24 protein-coding genes are annotated in these 20,483 nt (G+C 52.1%); 12 read left to right on the top strand and 12 right to left on the bottom strand.

Features of this window, described 5'->3' with window-relative positions:
* Nucleotides 1-6 precede the first annotated feature (6 nt).
* Nucleotides 7-1,356 carry a ribosome biogenesis GTPase Der gene (der, locus tag RHP47_RS01650; RefSeq protein WP_310840887.1) on the top strand — a complete coding sequence of 450 codons (1,350 nt, stop codon included), beginning with the start codon at nt 7-9 and terminating at the stop codon, nt 1,354-1,356.
* Here der and RHP47_RS01645 read toward each other — a convergent pair.
* Genes RHP47_RS01645 through RHP47_RS01635 form a run of 3 tightly spaced genes read right to left on the bottom strand, consistent with a single transcriptional unit; the run spans nt 1,353 to nt 3,771 of the window.
* Nucleotides 1,353-2,558: an ABC transporter substrate-binding protein gene (locus tag RHP47_RS01645; protein WP_149817580.1), complete on the bottom strand. Its 1,206-nt coding sequence runs from the start codon at nt 2,556-2,558 to the stop codon at nt 1,353-1,355. The two genes, der and RHP47_RS01645, sit on opposite strands and share 4 nt — an antisense overlap.
* Nucleotides 2,559-3,077 carry an acetolactate synthase small subunit gene (gene ilvN / locus RHP47_RS01640; RefSeq protein WP_149817577.1) on the bottom strand — a complete coding sequence of 173 codons (519 nt, stop codon included), beginning with the start codon at nt 3,075-3,077 and terminating at the stop codon, nt 2,559-2,561.
* 49 nt (nt 3,078-3,126) lie between these two features.
* Entirely contained in the window at nt 3,127-3,771 is a 645-nt protein-coding gene (locus tag RHP47_RS01635) for a DnaJ domain-containing protein (RefSeq protein WP_310840886.1), read from the bottom strand.
* 69 nt (nt 3,772-3,840) lie between these two features.
* Between RHP47_RS01635 and RHP47_RS01630 the strand changes: the two genes are divergently transcribed.
* The 3 genes from RHP47_RS01630 to RHP47_RS01620 are packed head-to-tail and all read left to right on the top strand — an operon-like array spanning nt 3,841 to nt 5,538.
* Nucleotides 3,841-4,395, top strand: a complete 555-nt coding sequence (locus RHP47_RS01630) for a shikimate kinase (protein WP_149817573.1) — start codon at nt 3,841-3,843, stop codon at nt 4,393-4,395.
* Complete coding sequence (locus RHP47_RS01625; protein ID WP_149817571.1) at nt 4,389-4,946, top strand: DUF4126 domain-containing protein; 558 nt, start codon at nt 4,389-4,391, stop codon at nt 4,944-4,946. Before RHP47_RS01630 ends, RHP47_RS01625 begins: the two co-directional genes overlap by 7 nt.
* Before the next feature lie 43 nt (nt 4,947-4,989).
* The gene (locus tag RHP47_RS01620) at nt 4,990-5,538 is read left to right on the top strand and encodes a pentapeptide repeat-containing protein (RefSeq protein WP_286649799.1); all 549 of its coding nucleotides are present in this window, start codon (nt 4,990-4,992) and stop codon (nt 5,536-5,538) included.
* On the opposite strand, the gene msrA is transcribed toward RHP47_RS01620, so the two are convergent.
* From msrA to RHP47_RS01595, 5 genes are all read right to left on the bottom strand, one after another.
* Nucleotides 5,535-6,194: a peptide-methionine (S)-S-oxide reductase MsrA gene (gene msrA / locus RHP47_RS01615; RefSeq protein ID WP_149817567.1), complete on the bottom strand. Its 660-nt coding sequence runs from the start codon at nt 6,192-6,194 to the stop codon at nt 5,535-5,537. The two genes, RHP47_RS01620 and msrA, sit on opposite strands and share 4 nt — an antisense overlap.
* A gap of 80 nt (nt 6,195-6,274) precedes the next feature.
* Nucleotides 6,275-6,844 carry a DUF4340 domain-containing protein gene (locus tag RHP47_RS01610; protein ID WP_310840885.1) on the bottom strand — a complete coding sequence of 190 codons (570 nt, stop codon included), beginning with the start codon at nt 6,842-6,844 and terminating at the stop codon, nt 6,275-6,277.
* 37 nt (nt 6,845-6,881) lie between these two features.
* Nucleotides 6,882-8,852 (bottom strand): acetate--CoA ligase, encoded by a 1,971-nt coding sequence (gene acs, locus RHP47_RS01605; RefSeq protein ID WP_310840884.1) that lies wholly within the window; start codon nt 8,850-8,852, stop codon nt 6,882-6,884.
* Nucleotides 8,853-8,912: 60 nt separating this feature from the next.
* A complete protein-coding gene (locus RHP47_RS01600; RefSeq protein ID WP_190278294.1) occupies nt 8,913-9,389 on the bottom strand; it encodes a DUF2214 family protein in 477 nt (158 codons plus the stop codon).
* 106 nt (nt 9,390-9,495) lie between these two features.
* On the bottom strand, nt 9,496-9,849 hold the full coding sequence (locus RHP47_RS01595; protein WP_310840882.1) for a hypothetical protein: 354 nt from the start codon (nt 9,847-9,849) through the stop codon (nt 9,496-9,498).
* Between the two features lie 187 nt (nt 9,850-10,036).
* Between RHP47_RS01595 and RHP47_RS01590 the strand changes: the two genes are divergently transcribed.
* Nucleotides 10,037-11,389, top strand: coding sequence for an AAA-associated domain-containing protein (locus RHP47_RS01590; protein WP_149817559.1), 1,353 nt, complete (start codon nt 10,037-10,039; stop codon nt 11,387-11,389).
* A gap of 10 nt (nt 11,390-11,399) precedes the next feature.
* Here RHP47_RS01590 and RHP47_RS01585 read toward each other — a convergent pair whose 3' ends face one another.
* Nucleotides 11,400-11,744: a carboxymuconolactone decarboxylase family protein gene (locus RHP47_RS01585; protein ID WP_149817557.1), complete on the bottom strand. Its 345-nt coding sequence runs from the start codon at nt 11,742-11,744 to the stop codon at nt 11,400-11,402.
* Between the two features lie 328 nt (nt 11,745-12,072).
* Between RHP47_RS01585 and RHP47_RS01580 the strand changes: the two genes are divergently transcribed.
* Nucleotides 12,073-12,528, top strand: a complete 456-nt coding sequence (locus RHP47_RS01580; protein ID WP_149817555.1) for a hypothetical protein — start codon at nt 12,073-12,075, stop codon at nt 12,526-12,528.
* 29 nt (nt 12,529-12,557) lie between these two features.
* On the opposite strand, the gene RHP47_RS01575 is transcribed toward RHP47_RS01580, so the two are convergent.
* Entirely contained in the window at nt 12,558-12,755 is a 198-nt protein-coding gene (locus tag RHP47_RS01575) for a DUF2949 domain-containing protein (RefSeq protein WP_190278154.1), read from the bottom strand.
* A 319-nt stretch (nt 12,756-13,074) separates the two neighbouring features.
* On the opposite strand from RHP47_RS01575, the gene RHP47_RS01570 reads away from it, so the two are divergent.
* Together RHP47_RS01570 and RHP47_RS01565 are read left to right on the top strand one after the other, a co-directional pair.
* Nucleotides 13,075-13,908, top strand: coding sequence for a fatty acid desaturase (locus tag RHP47_RS01570; protein WP_190278153.1), 834 nt, complete (start codon nt 13,075-13,077; stop codon nt 13,906-13,908).
* 6 nt (nt 13,909-13,914) lie between these two features.
* Complete coding sequence (locus RHP47_RS01565) at nt 13,915-14,781, top strand: SDR family oxidoreductase (RefSeq protein WP_149817549.1); 867 nt, start codon at nt 13,915-13,917, stop codon at nt 14,779-14,781.
* 42 nt (nt 14,782-14,823) lie between these two features.
* Here the strand turns inward: RHP47_RS01565 and ftsZ are convergent, their stop codons facing one another.
* Together ftsZ and RHP47_RS01555 are read right to left on the bottom strand one after the other, a co-directional pair.
* Nucleotides 14,824-16,065, bottom strand: a complete 1,242-nt coding sequence (gene ftsZ / locus RHP47_RS01560) for a cell division protein FtsZ (protein WP_310438397.1) — start codon at nt 16,063-16,065, stop codon at nt 14,824-14,826.
* 94 nt (nt 16,066-16,159) lie between these two features.
* Nucleotides 16,160-17,002 carry a metal ABC transporter permease gene (locus tag RHP47_RS01555; protein ID WP_286626304.1) on the bottom strand — a complete coding sequence of 281 codons (843 nt, stop codon included), beginning with the start codon at nt 17,000-17,002 and terminating at the stop codon, nt 16,160-16,162.
* A 69-nt stretch (nt 17,003-17,071) separates the two neighbouring features.
* On the opposite strand from RHP47_RS01555, the gene RHP47_RS01550 reads away from it, so the two are divergent.
* The 4 genes from RHP47_RS01550 (at nt 17,072) to RHP47_RS01535 (ending at nt 20,477) form a co-directional block, all read left to right on the top strand.
* Nucleotides 17,072-17,815, top strand: coding sequence for a TIGR00297 family protein (locus RHP47_RS01550; RefSeq protein ID WP_226971982.1), 744 nt, complete (start codon nt 17,072-17,074; stop codon nt 17,813-17,815).
* A gap of 75 nt (nt 17,816-17,890) precedes the next feature.
* On the top strand, nt 17,891-18,547 hold the full coding sequence (locus tag RHP47_RS01545; RefSeq protein WP_286649797.1) for an FkbM family methyltransferase: 657 nt from the start codon (nt 17,891-17,893) through the stop codon (nt 18,545-18,547).
* Nucleotides 18,517-19,596, top strand: a complete 1,080-nt coding sequence (locus RHP47_RS01540; protein ID WP_149817541.1) for a glycosyltransferase family 10 domain-containing protein — start codon at nt 18,517-18,519, stop codon at nt 19,594-19,596. Before RHP47_RS01545 ends, RHP47_RS01540 begins: the two co-directional genes overlap by 31 nt.
* The gene (locus RHP47_RS01535; RefSeq protein WP_310840879.1) at nt 19,596-20,477 is read left to right on the top strand and encodes an alpha-1,2-fucosyltransferase; all 882 of its coding nucleotides are present in this window, start codon (nt 19,596-19,598) and stop codon (nt 20,475-20,477) included. The genes RHP47_RS01540 and RHP47_RS01535 overlap by 1 nt, the downstream gene beginning before the upstream one ends.
* The last annotated feature ends 6 nt before the right edge of the window (nt 20,478-20,483 follow it).

Here is a 20,483-nt window from a genome sequence, read left to right as displayed (position 1 = left end):
ACGCCTATGGCTTTGCCCGTTGTTGCCGTTGTAGGACGCCCCAATGTGGGCAAGTCCACCTTTGTCAATCGCTTGGCCGGGGAACGGGATGCCATTGTCCACGATCAGCCCGGTGTAACCCGCGATCGCACCTACCGCCCAGCCTTTTGGCGCGATCGGGAGTTCTTGGTGGTGGATACCGGCGGACTCGTCTTTGACGATGACAGTGAGTTTCTCCCCCTGATTCGCCAACAGGCGGAACTGGCTCTGCAGGAGGCAACAGCTGCAATTTTAGTGGTAGATGGCCAAGCAGGACCCACTGCCCTGGACTATGAGATTGCGGCTTGGTTGCGACAGCATCCTGTTCCTGTTTTACTGGCGGTCAACAAATGCGAATCTCCTCAAATGGGTCAGGCGCAGGCGGCAGAATTTTGGGCGCTGGGTCTAGGGGAACCCTACCCCATTTCCAGTATTCATGGCAGCGGTACGGGGGAATTGCTGGATCAGTTGATGACCCACTTACCCGCAGCGGCAACGCTCCCCGAGGCGCCGGAAATTCAGGTGGCCATTGCTGGGCGTCCCAATGTGGGCAAATCCAGTTTGCTCAATGCCTTGATTGGGAGCGATCGCGCTATTGTCAGTCCGATTTCAGGTACCACCCGTGACGCCATTGATACCGTGATTGAACACAATGGCACCCAGTACCGCTTCATTGATACCGCCGGCATTCGTAAGCGGAGTCATGTGGCCTACGGGCCTGAGATGTTTAGTGTGCATCGCGCCTTTAAGGCGATTCACCGCTCCGATGTCGTGCTGTTGGTGTTGGATGCCCTCGAAGAAATTACGGAACAGGATCAGCGCTTGGCGGGGCATATTGCCGATCAGGGGCGTGCCTGTGTCCTAATTGTGAACAAGTGGGATGCCGTTCCCGAAAAGGATACCTATACAATTCACACCTATCGCGATCGCCTGTATCAGCGGCTGCATTTTCTGGAGTGGGCAGAGGCTCTCTTTGTGAGCGCAAAGACAGGTCAACGCCTCGAGAAAATTTTTGCCGCTGTGGATGCGGCAGTTGAACAACATCGTCGCCGGGTCAGTACAGCCGTGGTCAATGAAGTGATTCAAGAAGCCCTACGCTGGCATACGCCCCCCGCGACTCGCCAAGGCCGCCAGGGGAAAATCTACTACGCCACCCAAGTGGCCACCCAGCCGCCAACATTTGCGATTTTTGTCAACGATGCCAAACTCTTCAAGGACAACTATCGCCGCTACATTGAAGGGCAAATTCGCCAACAACTGGGATTTCGAGGCACCCCCATTCGTCTCCTTTGGCGCAGTAAGAAACCTCGTGAAGCTGCTGAGTTAGTTGCCCGTTAGGGTTGGCGTTCAACTTTTTTCACCAAACTAAACTTCCCACTCTGGCCATCCTCACTCATCTCAATCTGGCCAACGTAAAAGAAGCGTTGCAGCACTTCGCCTTCAGGGGTAAAGCGAATTTCCCCAAGGGGGGTTTCATAGACTCCCTTGAGAATCTCTTGATTCAAGGCCTGACGCAAATCAGCAAGGGGCAATTCCGACAGGTTCTTTTCTTGAGACAGTCGTGCCAAGGAGTCCGCAAAGACTTGAACTGCCGTAAAGGCTTGAGCACTGAATTGAGAGGGGGCTTGACGATATTTGGCTGCAAAGGCGTCGCGAAACTTGACATTCATGGGATCGGGGTTTTCGGGATTATAGGCCTGCGCCACCAGAACGCCATTGCAGAGGCGACGACAAACGGGGAAGAGGTTGACTGTGTTGACGCCATTCCCGCCCAAAATTAGACCTTGGTAGCCCAATTCCCGTAGTTGACGAATGAGATTACCGCCGTCTGCTGCCAAACCAGAAATGACAATTAGATCAGGTTTGAGATTTAGGGTGGCATTGATTTGGGCTTGGAAGTTGGTATCCGTGGTTTGGGTCTGCTGGACAGTCACCAATTCAAGCTTGGGGTTCTCGCGAATGGCCTTTTGAAAAATCTCAGTTTCTGAGCGACTAAAGGCATCGTCTTGGGCAAAAAAGACCGCCACTCGGCGAATGTTGGGATTAATCTCAAGGGCTGCTTGAATTGCCGTGGGCGCCACCACATCCACCCCTGCGGAGACGCGACTAATGAAGGCACCGATTTCGGGAATGCCACGGGCGGTGTTGGAAGGAGCCACCACGGGGACACCAGCCTGCTCGGCAATAGGATCGGCACTAAAAGCCTGCTGCGAGAGGGTGGGGCCAACAATGCCAATCACGCGATCGCGATTGATTAAGGTTTGAAAAACATTCACTGCCCCCGCTTCATCACTGCCGGTATCCTGAATCACCAGCCGTAGGGTCTGCCCCTTGATCTGGCCGGCTTGGTTGAAAAACTCCCCGGCGACTTGCACCCCCTGTAGAGCCTCTTGGCCGTAGAGAGCAGCATTACCGGTTTGAGCGAGGGCAACCCCAAGGGGTAATGAATTGTTGCTTACTGAGGGAGACTCCGTTGCGGTACAGCTACTGAGGGCGATCGCCCCTAGTGCAAGTAATAACCAGCGATACTTCCCCGCCAATTAGACCCGTGCCTCCAAGGACTTCAGGTATTCCGTATTCACCCCGGACTCGCGCACAAGGGCAATCTTCCCGGTGCGGGCAATTTCGCGAATCCCAAATTTATTGAGCATTTGGACAATGGCCACCATCTTGCCGGGGTCACCCGACACCTCAATAGTCAGGGAATCATCCGATACATCTACCACCTTGGCACGGAAAATTTGTACCAGCTCAAGAATTTCAGAGCGGGTGCTGGCGGTGGCATTCACCTTCAAGAGCATCAGTTCCCGTTCCACACAGGGAATCGTGGTAATATCCTGCACCTTGAGGACATTGATCAGCTTGTAGAGTTGCTTGGTCAATTGCTCAATGATGGCATCGTCGCCGGGCACGACCATCGTAATGCGGGAGATGCCAATTTGCTCCGCAGGGCCTACCGCTAAGCTCTCAATGTTAAAGCCACGCCGCGCAAATAAACCGGCAATGCGAGTGAGCACACCCGCCTCATCTTCCACTAAAACCGATAGGGTATGTTTCATAACTGGGATTGAATCTTGCTGCCATGCTGGGATGCTGATTCTCTCTAGTTTAGCGGACAAGCTGACACTCTGCGAAGAGGCGCTGGGCAATGCGAAAGAGTTCCTGCCCAGTGTGCAAATAGCGATCGTCGTAACTGTGGCTAAATTGCTCTAGCTCATCAAGACCATCCACCAGTTGATTCAAACAGTAATAGAGGTGGGCTGCCACCTTGGCCACAGCAGCGGGGTTGGGTTGGGCTTGGAACGTATAGCGGGCGCGGGTGAGGGCGCGACGACAGTCCTGCAAGTAGGTAAGGAAGTGATCCATGAGGTCATCATCAAAGGGATCAGCCGCAAGGGCATCAATCTGGCGGGGGAGCGATCGCAAGACCGCTTCAATAATCCGACTCACGGGGTTGTAGGTGAGGGTCAGCCATTGCTCTAGCTCGCGATCGGCCGCTTGGGAACGCTGCACATCAGGCTTAGCGGTTGTTTGCTGGACACGGTGCTGGGCATCATAGGCCTGCCGACACTGCTCATCCCCCAAGATTTCATAGGCGGCGTTAATGGCGGCCATCCGCTCATGGCTGGAGCGATCGCTAGGATGGTAGTCGGGGTGATACTGCTTGACTAAGCGGCGATAAGCGGCCTTAATCTCGGCTTGGGTCGCCGTTACTGCCACCTGTAGTGTCACGTAGGGATTGGGCTGGGACATCGAAATGGTGAGAAGACCTCCATATTTAGGTTAAAGTGCTGATTTGGCGGTGTCGAGAAATGGTTATCTATGGAACTGCAAGAACGCCTTGGGGGAGTCAATATCTATCTTGTGGGCATGATGGGTGCCGGTAAAACCACTACGGGTCGGATACTGGCCCAACGTTTGGGCTACGGGTTTGTGGATACAGATGCAGTGATTACGGAGTTTCGCCAACGACCGATTCGCGAGATCTTTGCCCAAGAGGGGGAGGCTGCTTTTCGGGAGTTGGAACAACAGGTCTTAGCACAAGTCTCTAGTTACCATCATTTGGTCGTGGCCACCGGTGGCGGCATTGTCCTCAACCCGATGAACTGGAGTTATTTGCGCCATGGCATTGTCGTCTGGCTTCATGTCCCCCTTGCGGTGCTCTGTCAGCGCCTGCGCCAAGATCAGGAACGTCCCCTGTTGCAGGATCAGCCCCTTGAGGAACGCTTGAGTGAACTGCTGCAAGCGCGTCAATACCTCTATGCGCAGGCGGATTTAGAACTGGCGATTACGGCTGAGGATACCCCGCAAACGGTGTGCGATCGCCTGTGGGAAACCCTCCCCAATATCTTGAAACCCATAGAGCCATCATGCTAGAAGTTCTAGCGATTCTTTCAGCAGCAGCGGCCGGCGGGCTACGACTGGCACTGCCCCTCCTGTTGATTGGTCTATTGCAGGGGGAACAACTGTGGTCACAGGTGCCTTTACTGCGCCATTTTTCCCCCTATGGCGTGGTTGGTGTGTTAGCCGCTTGGTCGTTTCTGGAGATCTTCCTGTCCCGCAATGTCTGGGGCTACCGCCTGATTATCCTTGTACAACTGTGCTTTAGCCCCCTTGTGGGTGCCCTCCTTGGCATGACCGTGGCAACAGCAACAGAGACACCGCAGTGGCTCATTGGTACCCTGAGTGGTCTTTTTGCCTTTGTGTTGCAATTGGTGCAGGTGGGTTGGTTTTATCGGCTGGGGAAGTTACCCCGCTGGGTGATTGTCGGGCAGGATATCCTGTGTATGCTGTTAATTTTATTTGCCCTCAGGGCACCCAAGCAGGGCGGGTTAATTGCCTTACTCCTGTTGTGGTTGGCCGTTCGCAGTGCTAAGGATTGGCAACAACGACATCAGCGCTCCCGCCGCCAACGGCTAAATTCCTAGGACTTGTGCTAAAGTCTCTCTAGCGTGGCAGGAGGATGTGAATGTGAACCAGCAAGCATTGATCGCAACAGCAATGATTAGTGCGGCGCTTACCAGCGGTGCTGCTTTTGCCATGCCCTCCCCCATGCAGCAACTGGTGCAAACCAATGCTTGTCCCGGCTGTGATCTGCGGAATGTCGATTTACGGGGCTATAACTTAGCAGGGGCAAATTTGCGCGGCGCCAATCTTCAGGGCGCCAACCTCCAAGATACTAACCTCATGGTGGCCAATTTGGTCGGGACGAATCTGAGTAATGCCAACCTCACCGCCGCTTATTTAGAACGAACTAACCTAGAACAGGCCAATCTCAGTGGTGCTAACCTGAGCCGTGCGATTTTGCGCCATAGTCGTGCCCGCCGTGCCAATTTCAACAACAGCAACTTAACGGGAGCCGATGTCCGCTATGGGGATTTTCGCCGCGCCAATCTCAACGGTGCCACTTTTGAGCAAGCCAATATGCAGTGGGCACGGTTAAACAATGCCACTGTCAGTCAGACCAACTTTAGCGATGCTTACCGTCCCCGTATGCCCTATCGCCTCAATCTCCACTAGGCGCTAGGGGTGGCGCTCATCAGTTCGTAGGGAACCTTTGTGCCTCCAAGGCCGCAGTAGCCATTGACATTGCGATGGAGATATTGCTGGTGGTAGGGTTCGGCAAAGTAAAATTCAGGCGCTGGTAGAATTTCAGTGGTGATCGTGCCATAACCGGCGGCTTTTAGGGCTGCTTGGTAGCGATCGCGACTGGCCTCGGCAAGGGCTTTTTGCTCAGGGGAATAGTAGTAAATACCGGAGCGATACTGCGTCCCCACATCATTGCCTTGGCGCATGCCTTGGGTGGGGTCATGGTTTTCCCAAAAGACCTTCAGCAATTCTTCATAGGTCACCTTCTGGGGGTCAAAGACCACGCGCACCACCTCGTTGTGACCTGTCATGCCCGTGCACACCTCCTCATAGGTGGGATTGGGGGTATAGCCGCCAGCATAGCCCACAGCGGTGACATAGACCCCCGGCACCTGCCAAAACTTGCGCTCAGCTCCCCAAAAACAGCCCATACCAAACATGGCTAACTCCATGCCTTCGGGATAGGGAGGGGTGAGGGGATGACCATTCACAAGATGAGCCTCTGGCACGGGCATGGGTTCTGCTCGGCCGGGTAGAGCGGCACTGGGGCTAGGCATTGTCAACTTTTTGAATCCGAAGAATCCCATGGCTGATGTCCACTCGATAGTTCACTACGCTTTTATATTCTGACGAGCTTTTGGGGAGTCGTGCCAGAAGTCACAGCGTTCTAGTTTGCTGCTTGCTGACGCTCCCATTCCTGTAGGGGGCGCTGGAGGGCATTTTTAAGATCAAGGGGCACGAGGGTCACCGTCATTTTTTCGCGCGGTTCCGCTGGCGGGTCAATTTCCGCGTAGAGCTTGAGGCCGTCAAAGGTGGTGTCCCCCAAGTGTAAACGGTGCTGCTGGCCATCTTTAAGGGTGATATCCACAGTGGCCATAGGGGGTGCTAGGCCATAATCCCCGGCACGTTCAGTAGGTACATCGAGAGAGCGATCGCGCTGACCAGTGGTTAACAGGTTTAATAGGAACACAACCGTCCCTTCCTCTGCGGGGGTTTGCTTTTCCCGATCAATCACCCAGTGACCTGTAACCAACTTTCTCAGGTTTAGGCTGTAATCAGGGGTAATAATTTTCAGTGCCACCACATCCCCTTCTTGAAAGCCAAACAGAGGTTTTTTTGCCGCTGTATCAGTGCTATTGGGAGTAGGCAGTTGTTGTTCAAAAAGATAGAGGCCACCACCCAAAATGGCTGCCGTTGCTAAAAGAACTAGCGTTTGTGTGCGGATGCCAGTTGCCATAACCTATCAATTATAGACTCATTGATAGGGAAGACCCTCAAACCCCTTGGCGCAACTTATCCAGCACTGAGCGATCTTCCAATGTTGAAGTATCCCCAGCCACCTCTTGGCCAGCCGCAAGAGAACGCAGGAGCCGCCGCATGATTTTGCCCGATCGCGTTTTGGGCAGGGCATCGGTAAAGCGAATCTCCGCCGGCCGTGCCAAGGCACCAATTTCATTGACAACGTGCTGCTTTAATTCCTGTTGGAGAGCATCGCTGGGGGTAGCCGACCCTTCAAGAATCACAAAGGCAACGATTTCTTCCCCTTTGACCTCGTCGGGTTTACCGACAACGGCTGCTTCAGCAACAGCAGGATGGGACACCAATGCCGATTCAATTTCCATGGTGCCCAAGCGGTGACCGGAGACATTGATCACATCGTCAACCCGTCCCATCACCCAAAAGTAGCCATCTTCATCCTTGCGGGCACCATCACCGGTAAAGTAAACGTACTGGCCATCGCGAGGCGGAATGTGTTCCCAATAGGTGCGGCGGAAGCGATCGGGATCGCCATACACTGTGCGCATCATCCCCGGCCAAGGGTGACGAATCACCAGATAGCCGCCCTCGTTGACGCCGACAGGGTTACCCTCGAGATCCACGACATCAGCCAGGATCCCCGGAAAAGGCTTGGTGGCAGAGCCGGGTTTCATCGGAATCGCCCCCGGCAGTGAGGTGATCATGTGCCCCCCTGTTTCTGTTTGCCACCACGTATCCACAATGGGACAGCGCTCACCGCCAATGACCCGGTAGTACCACATCCATGCTTCGGGGTTAATAGGTTCACCCACGGTTCCCAAGAGGCGCAAAGAAGAGAGGTTCCGTGCGCGGGGCAAGTGTTCGCCCATTTTAATAAAGGCACGAATAGCCGTGGGAGCTGTGTAGAAAATAGTCACCCCATACTTCTCAATCACATCCCAGAAGCAACCGGGATTGGAGGCGCGGGGTGCCCCTTCATACATGAGGGTGGTTGCCCCATTGGACAGCGGCCCATAGACAATGTAGCTGTGACCCGTAATCCAGCCAACATCAGCGGTACACCAATAGACATCGCTCTCTTGGAGGTCAAAGACCCATTGAGTGGTGATGTGGGTGTAGAGGTTGTAACCCGCTGTGGTGTGGACAACGCCTTTGGGTTTGCCGGTGGAGCCAGAGGTGTAGAGAATAAAGAGTAAATCTTCGCTGTCCATGGGTTCGGCAGGACAGTCAGCGCTGACCCCCTTTTGCAGATCATGCCACCAGTGATCGCGACCGGGCACCATGGTCACTGGCTGCTGCGTGCGCTGCACCACCAAGATATTTTCAACGCTGGGAACCGCCTGATTGGCTAGGGCTTTATCCACTTGATCCTTGAGGGGCACAATGGCATCTTTGCGCCAGCCACCATCCGCCGTAACCACCAGCTTGGCTTGGGCATCAATGAGGCGATCGCGCAAGGCTTCGGCACTAAACCCCCCAAAGACCACTGAGTGGGGGGCGCCAATCCGTGCACAGGCCAACATGGCAATGGCTGCCTCTGGAATCATCGGCATATAGATACCGACGCGATCGCCCTTTTTCACCCCCAGTTGCTTGAGGACATTGGCAAATTGGCAGACTTCGCGGTGCAGTTGGGCATAGGTGAGGGTGCGGCTATCGCCGGGTTCTCCTTCCCAGATCAAGGCTGCTTTATTCTTGCGCCAAGTCTTGAGGTGGCGATCCAAGCAGTTGTAGGTGATGTTGATTTTGCCATTGACAAACCACTTGGCATTGGGGGGCTGCCAATCCAGCACCTGATCCCAAGGTTGAAACCACTCTAATTCCTGTTGTGCCAATTCGCCCCAAAAGGCAGCGGGATCGGCTTTGGCCTTTTCGTAGAGGGTATTGTAGGCCTCAAGGGAATTGATCCGCGCCTTGGCCACAAAATCAGCGGGGGGATAAAAAAGGCGGTTTTCCTGAAGAATGGATTCAATTGTGGGATGACTCATCCGTTTTATCCGTGGCAGCAAGATCTATCATAGGGGCGATCGCTCCCCTGCTGAAGAGTATTACCGTTGAATCCAATCCAAGCCAATCCCCCGCGCCATCATCGCTGCCAAAAAGGGAATGGCACTGAGAAAGGCCAATTCAGCCCGAATCACCCAAGTCAAACGCTGCACAGTCGGTAACTCGAGGGTGGGAGCCTTCTCTTCCCGCAGCGGTTTAATCCACAGTAGAAAAGAGATTGTTGGATACAGCGACAATAGCCCCACCAAAATAAATAAGCCTACCTTGAGGTGAAAGATGGGGTTGGCCAAATAATATTCAGTGCCTTTGCCAAAATAGAGAACCCGCAAAATGCCCGTGACAAGAACAGTCACCGCAGCAATGCCATAGAGGGCATCCGTAATCACTAATCGCCAAGCCTGTTTAAGGTCTATATCCTTGCGCAGGGTGAGGTGCTCCACCACAAGGGCAGCAAAAGCCACCATAAAGCTGAGGTAGTGCAGATAGGCGATCGCGGCACTGCTCCAAAGGGTGTTCATCCGATAGCGTTCCTTGGCGAGAGGGAGACTTTGCAAAAAGGGCTGTATTGATCCTAGGGGGCAGCCTTGGGATGCGCAAGTGCCAACCCCCACAGGTTTTTAGGCTTTAGCCACGGCGTAGATCTTTGGCCATGGAGCGAAAGCGATCTAAGCTGGGATCACGGCGACGCCGTTCCTGTTCTTTTACTGGGGGCGTCACTACATCACTGACACTGGGTTCGGGTTTACCTTTGTTTTCTGCCTCTGGATTTACCTTTTCGATGGCGGAGACCAACTCCACCACTTCTACCTCTTCTTTGGCACCGCCGGTCGCAGGGAACGTTTTTTTCACGACCTTGGCGGTACGCATGTACTCAATGTTGCCGTAGGTCTTGGCTGCATCGGGATCGAGAAAAAAGTCTTTGCTGGGTTGGGCGTCAGCTTGCTTGCCCCGACGGAAAAGGCCATCAAAGAGTCCCATAGCGGAATTGTTACCTTTTGTGAAGAAACCGCTGATCAGTTTACAATAAAACCCTAAGGGGGGCTATCCAAAATTCCGCAAATGAGGGGCGATTGCCAACCCTAGTAGCAATTTTTGTCCCCTAGGTTTTCCAAGACCTGAATCCTCATGGTAGGTTAACGGTGGAAATGCCACAGGATGCAGGACCATGCACGCCAAAACCAAAGGGGAATCGCTCGTCCGCTTACTGGATGTGGGTAAGGCCTACCGTCAGCCCAACGGTCAGGTCATTAGCATTATGGAAAATATTAACCTTGAATTGCGCACGGGGGAAATTGTTGCGCTCCTAGGGCCATCGGGATCCGGTAAGTCAACCCTGATGCGCATTATTACGGGTTTGGTTGCGCCTACCTCTGGGCAGGTCTTGTACCGCGAGCAGCCAATGCAGGGCCTGAATCCGGGGGCGGCGATTGTCTTTCAAAGTTCGGCGCTCTATCCGTGGCTAACGGTTTTAGAAAATGTGGAATTGGGGCTAAAGGCTCTAGGAGAAGGCCCGCGATCGCGCCGCCGCAAGGCACTGCGGATGATTGACATTATTGGCTTGGATGGTTTTGAAAACGCCTACCCCAAGGAACTGTCGGGGGGGATGCGGCAGCGGGTGGGATTTGCCCGTGCCTTGGCGGTAGAACCCGAACTCCTGTGTATGGATGAGCCATTTTCCGCCTTGGACGTACTGACAGCAGAGAACCTGCGTTTTGAACTTCTCGATCTGTGGCTAGAGCATAAAATTCCTACCCAGAGTATTTTGATTGTCACCCACCACATTGAAGAAGCGGTCATTCTCGCCGATCGCATTATTGTTTTGGGGAGCAACCCCGGTCGCGTCCGCGCTGACTTTCCAGTGACATTGCCCCACTATCGCGATCGCAAGAACCCCGAGTTTCAAGCTACCGTGGATCGCATCTATAAAATTCTCACCAATCCCCATGTGGATGAATTGGAGCAACTGGAACCCAAGCCAGCTACCCTGCCCACGAGTCAAGAACCGCGTTATCCGCTGCTACCCCATGTGCGCATTGGCTCGATCGCCGGTCTATTGGAACTCTTAGAACACCGCAAAGAAGACCTCTACCGCATTGCTCAAGAGCTGCAACTGGAGCTAGATGATATTCTGCCCATTGTCGAAGCCGCCCAGATGATGGAACTGGTGGAACTCAAGGAGGGAGACATCAGCGTGACCCCGATTGGCAATGCCTTTATTCAGGGGGACATTGACCAGCGCAAGCTGATTATTCGCCAACAACTCCTCAAGCATATTCGCCTTGTGCAGCAAATCCACACTTTCCTAATGGCCAAGCAAAACCACCGCATTCCCGAAAGTTTGGTGCTGGATATTTTAGAGCGGCACTTTACGCCGCAGGAGGCCGATCGCCAGCTCAATACCGCCATTGACTGGGGACGCTACGCCGAACTCTTTAGCTACGACGAACCGGCCAAAGAAATTTTCCTTGAAGTCAGTGAACCCGAGGAGCCATTGCCCCTTGAAACGACAGCAGTCTGAGGGGAATTTCCTAATGGGTCTGCGCTTGGGTAAACTCCTCTAGCGCCTCCATCACATGGGTGGCATACATCAAGGCAGGGCCGCCATCCATGGCTACAGTCACCATGAGGGTTTCCATGATTTCTTCAGGGGTTGCGCCTGCATGCAAAGCAGCACGGGTGTGGAAGGCAATGCAGCCGTCACAGTGTTTGGCAACCCCAATGGCTAGGGCAATCAACTCTTTGGTTTTGGTATCAAGAGCACCGGGGGTTGACGAGGCCCGACTCAAGCTATAAAAGGCCTTCATGGCATCGGGCATCGCTGCCGTTAGCTTTGCCGTGTAGGATTTGATGTGGTTAATTTGCTCGGTGTACATCGCTGTTCTCAAACAATCGTGTTACGCCTATCATCGCCGCTGAAGGAGGCTACCCGCCCGAAACTTCAACGTTTTTTCTTCTTCATTAGTCTATTGGCAACTCCGCTTCGCTACATTACCGCGCCCTAACCCCCACCTGTGACGCGAGGATGGGGGAGTGCAGGCTAAACATGTTCGACGGTCACCGCCCTTGGTGATGAGCATCATCGGTTGCGGGTGAGAAACGCCACGGATGTTCTTAGTCAGCCCACCTAGGATAAGAGTAAGAGTATTCACCCCATAGGGGCTAGACAAAACTGTTCTCTCCATTCACACAAAGGACACCCAAATGCTGAATCAAAAAGGTTTACTCCTCGCCTGCCTCGCCGTTGCCCTCAGCCCCGCTGTGAGCCGTGCTGTACCTCTAGCTGCTACCCAGACCGTGCAATTGCAACCCCCAAGTAATGTACGGGTGCGCCCTACGATTATCGGCAAGATCAATAAATCTCCTTCTATCTCCTGCAATGAGATTGTGATTAATGCCACACTGCATCCTCCCGGCGGCTTTCCAGTGGGGGGTGCCACCGCTACTTTGTCCCCTGCTGGTAGTCATGGTTGCAGTTACAAAATTACCGTTCCGCCCGAGCTACTCGGTCAGAAGGTTCATCTCTGGGGAACGTTCAAGAGTCCCTCACCCCTGTTGTCAATTCAACCCGTGGGCTGGCAAAGTCCCATCTCTCTGCCTCAGCAATTAGGGATTTCCCAGAGCTATGACTTTGTTGCTAAGGAAACCGTGATTCATTAAGCCTAAATAAAGGAATTCTGAGAGCGCCACTAGGAGTGACTGGTTTCTAGCCAGTCAAAGATGCGGTCAAGCTGCTCAAGGCTCACCAAGCCATACTGCCAGAGAACAACGGGCAACAGATTCACCTGCTCATCGCAGTGCTTGAGGCCGAAGTCAATGGCAGCGGTGGGCAGTGCCATCTCCCGCTGTAGGAAGTCAATGAGTCGTGTCCAACGTGGCGTTTTCATGATTCCTATAACTACCACACCTTACCCTCTATCCTAGGGATTAATCTGAGAAAATGCAACATTTCGTTACAAAACCACAGAAAGTGAAATAATCAGCCTGCTATTTGGTATGATGCCTGCTATTTTCGGGGACACTCTCCCCAGAGACTTCCCCCACCAGAGGGAATTTATAGGGGGGATTGCCGAATCATTGGTCTTGGGAAAAACACCCTAAGTAAAGATACTCAACCGTAGCTCGTTATACTAAAGTCTGATGGGTGTTGTTCAAGCTCAGCCTAGAGAGAACAGCAGCCGAATCAGTTGTTTTACGGATGTGTTCATGACCCAAGCCACCGTTGCCAAACCCCCCATTGCCTGGCCTACGGCGACCTTTATTATTTTTGTGCACCTCGGTGCTCTTCTTGCGTTTTTACCCGGCATGTTTAGTTGGAAGGCAGTCCTGCTGGCGCTTGCACTTCACTGGTTGACTGCTGGCATTGGTATTACCCTTGGTTGGCACCGCCTCGTTACCCATCGCAGCTTCCAAGTGCCCAAGTGGTTAGAGTATTTCTTGGTCTTTTGCGGCACACTCTCAATGCAAGGGGGGCCGATTTGGTGGGTTGGGCTGCACCGCCATCACCATCTGTACTCCGATCAACCCAATGATCACCACGATTCCCGTAAGGGCTTTTGGTGGAGCCATATTGAATGGATGTTTCGTGAGGTGCCAGCGGAGGCAGAGATTCCCCGTTTCACCAAAGATATTGCGGATGATCCGGTGTATCAGTTTCTTGACAAGTCCTTTCTACCAATTCAGGTGGTCTTGGCCATTGTTCTTTACCTCTGGGGCGGTTGGCCGTTTGTGGTTTGGGGAATTTTTGTGCGCCTTGTAACGGTCTATCACACCACTTGGCTGGTGAATAGTGCCACCCATGCCTTTGGCTATCGCACGTTTGAAACCACAGATCACTCAACGAATTGCTGGTGGGTCGCCCTGTTAACCTTTGGCGAGGGTTGGCATAACAATCACCATGCTTATCAATACTCGGCACGCCATGGGTTGCAGTGGTGGGAACTGGATCTGACGTGGCTCACCATTCGCTTCTTGCAATTGCTGGGTTTGGCTACGAAGGTGCGTTTGGTAGAAGCACCAGCAGCCTCTTCCCAAGACTAGAGCGCAATGCGGGTTCTCATTCTCGGTTGCGGTTATACGGGAACGTGGTTGGCGCGATCGCTCCAAGCCCAAGGCATTGATGTGGTCATTACCAACCGTCGGGGAGAGCCGCCGCCAGAACTCAGCACTGTTCCCTGTTTTCCCTTTACATGGGAGCAGCAGGGGGAGCCAGTCCCCTTAGCACCAGCCGCCCTTGAGGGGGTAACCCACATCCTCAATAGTATTCCTCCTGATCGCCAAGGGGAGGATGCGGTTGCGCTGGCACTGTTGCCGCAGTTAGAGAAACTGAATCTGCACTGGTTTGGCTACCTTTCGACAACGGGGGTCTATGGCGATCGCCAAGGGGGCTGGGTAGATGAAACCACACCCGTCAATCCCCAAAATTTGCGTTCACAACACCGCGTCAGCATTGAGCAAACCTTTCTCAACTCCAATCTGCCCACCCATATCTTTCGACTCCCCGGCATCTATGGCCCCGGAGAAGGACGCAATCCCATTGCTCGTATTCTCAAGGGGGATGTGCAACTCATTGATAAACCGGGACACTACTTCTGCCGTATTCATGTGGTGGATATTGTCCAAACCCTTGAGCGATCGCTGGCACAACCCACGCCGCAGGAAATCTATAACCTCAGTGATGATCAACCCTCAGAGTCGCTCCCTGTTCTACTCGAGGCCTATCGTCTTTTGGGTCGCCCAGCCCCACCAGCCATCCCTTTAGAGGCAGCCAATCTGAGTCCAATGGCCCAGTCCTTTTGGCGCGAATCCCGCCGAGTCCGCAATGACAAAATCAAGCGGGTTTTAGGCGTTCAGCTCCGCTATCCTTCCTACCGCGAGGGGTTACTAGCGATCGCCCGCGAATTAGGTCTTTGAGACGGCCTGCCATCCCCTGTTAGAAATAGGCACCTTTAATACCTAAGGATTCGGTCGCCGTCGCTGGAGAAACTCAGGAATGTCTAACTTCGGCTTGGCTTCAACCTCTGGTTGTGGTGCGGGGGCTTCCGGGGGAGGCGATGCCGTCGTTAGGGGGCGGTTCGTTAGGGGTGTCGTTTTGGTTGTGGCACGAGTGCGGCTAATGGGTTCACCACTAAAGCCAGTGGCAATAACGGTGACTTGAACTTCCCCTTGCATTTGGGGATCAATCACCGCACCGAAAATGATATTGGCGTTAGCATCGGCCACATTGTAGATCACCTCGGCAGCGGCATTGACCTCATGGAGGGTGAGATCTGTGCCCCCCGTAATATTGAAGACAACGCCCTTGGCACCCTCAATCGACCCCTCCAGTAGGGGCGAAGAAATTGCACTGACGGCAGCTTCCGTAGCTCGTGACTTGCCAGAGGCAATACCAATACCCATCATGGCAGAACCGGCATCAGCCATCACCGAACGAATATCGGCGAAATCAACGTTAATCAGCCCCGGCAGGTTAATAATGTCGGAAATCCCCTGAACCCCTTGGCGCAGGACATCATCGGCCACTCGAAACGCATCCTGAACCGATGTTTGCTCCGAAATCACTGAGAGAATCTTGTCATTCGGGATCACGATGAGAGTGTCAACACGACTTTGTAGGGCTTCGATTCCTTCATCCGCTTGGCTAGCGCGACGGCGACCCTCAAAGGTAAAGGGGCGGGTTACCACTGCAACAGTTAGGGCGCCCTGTTCCTTGGCTACTTCAGCCACAATTGGGGCAGCGCCAGTGCCGGTACCGCCACCCATGCCGCAGGTAATGAAAATCAAATCGGCATCCTTGAGTGCCGCAGCAAGGTCTTCGCGGGATTCTTCAGCCGCTTTTTGACCAATGGCGGGGTTGCCACCGGCGCCGAGACCACGGGTGAGTTTCTGGCCAATTTGCAGGCAGCGGTGAGCCTGGGATTGGGCGATCGCCTGCGCATCAGTATTGACGCACCAAAATTCAACACCCGCCACATTACTGGCAATCATGCGGTTGACTGCGTTGCCACCGCCCCCACCGACACCAATTACTTTGATGCGCGCTGCTGAAGTTTCCACCAAGCTGTCATAACTCCTTAACACATCGGTTGGTGCGCCATGGCCATTGTCGCCAGATGCAATGCCTACCTCTCCCGAAACAAAGGAGGCGGGGACTTCAGAGGGAACAGGTTCCGTAGGCCACTGTTGATCTGACTCCATAACGCAACTGTCTTCACCCATGATAAATATGGGGCAACTATATCATGAACTCTAGCAAAGGCATCGGCAACACCCCACAAAATAATCCTTAAACCTAACTCAGGGGAGAGCGGGCTTTGGCCAACAGACCGTGCTTGGGGGCAAAAATCATCGCCAGCAAAAAAATCACTGTTTGCAGAACAACAATACAACCCCCCGTTGACGCATCGAGATAGTAACTGATGTAGGTTCCCAATAAACTGCCAAGGCCACCCACCGCCAAGGCAATGAGTACCATGATGCCAAAGCGATCGCTCAGCAAATAGGCCGTTGCCCCCGGTGTAATTAGCATCGCCACGACGAGAATAATGCCCACGGTTTGCAGGGCAGCGACAGTGGTGAGGGATAGCAACGCCAGCAGGAGATAGTACAGCAGCGTTGTATTTAGGCCAATGGTGCGGGCATGGGTCGGGTCAAAGCAAAAGAGGATCAAATCCCGATGCAATAGGGCGATCGTGATCAGTGTCATGAGGCTCACAATCACTGTTTGCCAGAGGTCGCGATCGCTAATCCCCAAGACATTTCCAAAGAGGATATGCATCAGGTCAACACTGCTGGCAGTCTTCGAGAGCAGCACCAACCCCAAGGCAAAAAAGCCCGTAAACACCAAGCCAATGACCGTATCCTCCTTCACCCGTGTCTGCCGTTGAATAAAGCCAATGAGGGTCACGGCCATCAAACCAAAAACAAAGGCACCTAAGGCAAAGGGCAGCCCCAGCCAATAGGCCAAGATCACACCGGGTAGCACTGCATGGGACACCGCATCCCCCATCAAGGCCCAGCCCTTTAGGGTTAAAAAACAGGACAATACCGCACAAACGCAGCCCACAAGGGTGCTCACCCCTAGTGCCTTGACCATAAATGTGTGTTGCAGCGGCTCTAGTAGCCAAGTGCTCATCCTCTGTCCTCTATCTTGAAAAGTATGATTATGATAAGGTGCTGCCAGTACAGTCGGAGTGCAGTTCTTGTGGATGGCAGTCTTTTACTGAACCCTTGGTGGATAGGTATTTTGCTCAACACCTTCCTTGGAGCGATCGCCCTCCTTGCGCGGCAGAAGTTACTGACCGCGGCGGGACTTTTCCATGCGTGGCTCCTCGGCGTACTGATTTGGGGCACCTTAGGCTGGCAGGGCTATCTGATTGTCATGGTTTATTTCCTTGTCGGTTCAGCCGTCACCCGCATCGGCATGGCCGAAAAAGAGGCCGCAGGCATTGCTGAAAAACGCTCCGGGGCGCGCGGGCCAGAGAATGTCTGGGGATCAGCCTTTACAGGCACCCTCTGTGCACTCCTTGCTCTCCTGCTGCCCCAATGGCGGGAGTTATTTTTGGTGGGGTTTGTGGCCAGTTTTAGCACCAAGCTCTCAGATACCTGTGCCAGTGAAGTGGGCAAAGCCTATGGCCAGCGCACCTTTCTCATCACCACATTACAACCGGTGCCCCGCGGGACAGAGGGAGCGGTGAGTTTAGAGGGAACACTGGCCGGTCTAATTGGTGCCACCGTGATTGCTGTGCTAGGCTGGAGTGTGGACTTGATGGGGGCGATCGCCATCCCCATTTGTATTCTTGCTGCTTTCCTAGCCAACCTTGTGGAGAGTCTGGTGGGAGCTACCCTTCAGGAACGCTACACTTGGCTGAGTAATGAAATCGTTAACGGCATCAACACAACGGTGGGAGCTTTCGTGGCAATGGTAGCCGTTTTTATCGCTTCGTAAGCGTTGTAAGCGGGCTGTTAGTGACCTAGGGATTTACCTCATTTGATTTATTGACATTTATCAAATTTTTCAGGTATGAACAAAGTTTTAGACTGGCTTGACTCATTGCTAATTCAAAACTCATTTCAAAGAGAGGTTCGTCGCTGGTTTCGAGATAAAGGCGATAGTACCTTGCGGCTTGATTATCCACTTGATGCAGAGAGCATTGTCCTAGATGTGGGGGGATATAAAGGAGACTTTACTGCTCTCATTCATGAGAAATTCAATTGTCGAGTATTTGTTTTTGAACCGGTTTCAGTCTTCTATCATATTTGTAAGAAACGGTTTGCTGGTAATGCAAAGATTATTGTCCTGAATTATGGACTGTCCAACGTCGATGAAATTTCCCAAATTCACATAGCTGAGGAATCGTCAAGTTTTTATAAAAGAAATTCAAAAACATCAGAGGAAATAGCTCAACTACGAAACTGTGCTACTGTTTTCAAGGAGCTTGGTATCGAAAAAGTAGATTTGATGAAAATTAACATTGAAGGAGGAGAGTATAATTTAGTGAAAAAGCTCATCGATTCTGATTTAATAGAAAAGATAAAATATCTTCAGATTCAGTTTCATAATTTTGTTGAGAACTCAGAACAAAAGCGTCAGAATTTGCGCTTTAAGTTAACAAGAACTCATATTGAAATGTGGAATTATGAATTTGTTTGGGAAAGCTGGCGCCTAAAGAGCATTTGAGTTTTAACCTAGAAAATCATGCAATGACAAAGCAAGGATTAACTGGTCTTTTTGTCTATCCTGATATTCCCACAACCGTATTTTTTGATCCGAATGGATCTCCAGACGGGCTAACACAGCCTTGGGTTGCCCTGCGGGAGGGGTTTTGTGCCCAAGGCGTTGAACTTGTCGGCCTCGATCAATGCTGTAATGACCCCGATTTTGAACTCCATCTTAATGTTCAAGCTCCCCGCTCTAAGTCTCCAAAGTTTGTAATTCTCACTGAACATCCCTTGATCTATCCAGCCAATGGGCAGCGGTTCTTATTGCGTCGCTATCAAAGTGTGTTTACTTGGAACCCTGACCTAGCTATCAAGCAGGCTCAGCAAATTCAACTGCCTCACCCCTTCAAGGTAACAGGTGGTGTAGATGGCTATGGGCAACGTCCTCAGTTGGTTGTTTTAATCAACAGTAATAAGGCTTTGGCTTGGTGGGCTCCGTATCAAGATCTCTACCGCGAGCGGGTCAGAGCTATTCGCTGGTTTGAACGTCATGCACCACAGGACTTTGCCCTTTATGGTCACGGTTGGAATCATTCAGCCCGACAGCCCGTGGTGGGAGAGATCATTCACGCCTTAGAAAAAAGGTGGATTCACAGACCATTGCCCCCGTTTCCGTCTTGGCGGGGCATTGCGCCCACAAAGAGTGAAGTGTTACGACAGTCCCGCTTCTCAATTGTCTATGAGAACGCGATTTTTCGTGGTTACATCACAGAGAAAATTTTTGATGCCTTTTGCGCCGGGAACGTGCCGATCTACTGGGGGGCACCAGACATTACCGACTACATTCCTAAGGCTTGTTTTATTGACCGTAGAGAGTTTTCTTCCTACGACTCTTTGTACGATTTTCTCAAGACGATGCCAGAAGAGATCTATAAAGGCTACCAGCAAGCGATTTGGAATTTTCTGCACTCTTCCCAAGCACAGCGGTTTTCTATTGCTCACTTTGTGCAGACCATCGTTCACGGCATTTTGGATCAAGTCAACGCTAGTCATAAACACTCGGAATAATGATCTTTGTCAATCTTATCGGTGGCCTTGGCAATCAGATGTTCCAGTATGCTTTAGGAAGGGCTTTGTCTATGACTAGGGGAGTGCCCTTGCGCTTGGATATTTCGGATTTTGAAAGCTACCAGCTTCATCAAGGGTTTGAACTACATCGTGTATTTTGCTGTGAGGCTCCGATTGCTTCTCTTGAGGATTTGAAGTCTGTTTTGGGGTGGTGGGGGGTGCCAACAATCAGAAGAGCGATCGCCAACCTGCAACTTTCAGCGCTATGTAAGGGGCGACTGATTCTTGAACCTCACTATCACTATTGGGAACAAATTCACTCTATCCCCAGCACTGCCTACCTTCAGGGTTACTGGCAATCAGAAAAATACTTTAGCGAAATTGCTGACATTCTACGGGAAGATTTCAAGTTTAGGCAACCCTTGTCAGAAATAAATGCTCAATGGGCAGATAAAATTACCCAGTGTCATTCAATTAGTCTCCATATTCGTCGTGGAGACTATGTTTCAAATCCTATGACCCATAAAGTTCATGGCGTCTGTCAGCTTGACTATTACTATCGAGCCATTGAATATATCACGTCACTTATAGATGATCCTGTATTCTTTGTTTTTTCAGACGAAGCTGAATGGGCAAAATCAAACTTGAAAACTTCTTATCCAATTTTTTATGTAGAAAATAATACTGCTCAAGAGAGCTACAATGATATGCGCCTCATGAGTCTATGTCGTCATCATATTATTGCCAACAGTACGTTTAGTTGGTGGGGAGCTTGGCTAAATAATAGCCCTGAAAAAATTGTAATTGCTCCTCAAAAATGGTTCGCCACATCTGATAAAGATGATTCGGATTTAATTCCAAAGACTTGGATTAGAATTTGAGATGAT

Origin of the sequence: Thermosynechococcus sp. QKsg1 (assembly GCF_031586415.1) — a bacterium.
GTDB lineage: Bacteria > Cyanobacteriota > Cyanobacteriia > Thermosynechococcales > Thermosynechococcaceae > Thermosynechococcus.
This window is presented reverse-complemented; position numbering and strand designations above follow the sequence as displayed.

Bases quoted from the DNA above. Each gene is read 5' to 3' on its own strand.
- RHP47_RS01585 (WP_149817557.1), bottom strand. From the start codon at position 11,744: ATGTACACCGAGCAAATTAACCACATCAAATCCTACACGGCAAAGCTA.
- der (WP_310840887.1), top strand. From the start codon at position 7: ATGGCTTTGCCCGTTGTTGCCGTTGTAGGACGCCCCAATGTGGGCAAG.
- RHP47_RS01565 (WP_149817549.1), top strand. From the start codon at position 13,915: ATGCGGGTTCTCATTCTCGGTTGCGGTTATACGGGAACGTGGTTGGCG.
- RHP47_RS01595 (WP_310840882.1), bottom strand. From the start codon at position 9,849: ATGGGACTCTTTGATGGCCTTTTCCGTCGGGGCAAGCAAGCTGACGCC.
- RHP47_RS01545 (WP_286649797.1), top strand. From the start codon at position 17,891: ATGAACAAAGTTTTAGACTGGCTTGACTCATTGCTAATTCAAAACTCA.
- RHP47_RS01600 (WP_190278294.1), bottom strand. From the start codon at position 9,389: ATGAACACCCTTTGGAGCAGTGCCGCGATCGCCTATCTGCACTACCTC.
- ilvN (WP_149817577.1), bottom strand. From the start codon at position 3,077: ATGAAACATACCCTATCGGTTTTAGTGGAAGATGAGGCGGGTGTGCTC.
- RHP47_RS01570 (WP_190278153.1), top strand. From the start codon at position 13,075: ATGACCCAAGCCACCGTTGCCAAACCCCCCATTGCCTGGCCTACGGCG.
- ftsZ (WP_310438397.1), bottom strand. From the start codon at position 16,065: ATGGAGTCAGATCAACAGTGGCCTACGGAACCTGTTCCCTCTGAAGTC.
- msrA (WP_149817567.1), bottom strand. From the start codon at position 6,194: ATGGGATTCTTCGGATTCAAAAAGTTGACAATGCCTAGCCCCAGTGCC.
- RHP47_RS01635 (WP_310840886.1), bottom strand. From the start codon at position 3,771: ATGTCCCAGCCCAATCCCTACGTGACACTACAGGTGGCAGTAACGGCG.
- RHP47_RS01575 (WP_190278154.1), bottom strand. From the start codon at position 12,755: ATGAAAACGCCACGTTGGACACGACTCATTGACTTCCTACAGCGGGAG.
- RHP47_RS01555 (WP_286626304.1), bottom strand. From the start codon at position 17,002: ATGAGCACTTGGCTACTAGAGCCGCTGCAACACACATTTATGGTCAAG.
- RHP47_RS01625 (WP_149817571.1), top strand. From the start codon at position 4,389: ATGCTAGAAGTTCTAGCGATTCTTTCAGCAGCAGCGGCCGGCGGGCTA.
- RHP47_RS01610 (WP_310840885.1), bottom strand. From the start codon at position 6,844: ATGGCAACTGGCATCCGCACACAAACGCTAGTTCTTTTAGCAACGGCA.
- RHP47_RS01630 (WP_149817573.1), top strand. From the start codon at position 3,841: ATGGAACTGCAAGAACGCCTTGGGGGAGTCAATATCTATCTTGTGGGC.
- RHP47_RS01535 (WP_310840879.1), top strand. From the start codon at position 19,596: ATGATCTTTGTCAATCTTATCGGTGGCCTTGGCAATCAGATGTTCCAG.
- RHP47_RS01580 (WP_149817555.1), top strand. From the start codon at position 12,073: ATGCTGAATCAAAAAGGTTTACTCCTCGCCTGCCTCGCCGTTGCCCTC.
- acs (WP_310840884.1), bottom strand. From the start codon at position 8,852: ATGAGTCATCCCACAATTGAATCCATTCTTCAGGAAAACCGCCTTTTT.
- RHP47_RS01590 (WP_149817559.1), top strand. From the start codon at position 10,037: ATGCACGCCAAAACCAAAGGGGAATCGCTCGTCCGCTTACTGGATGTG.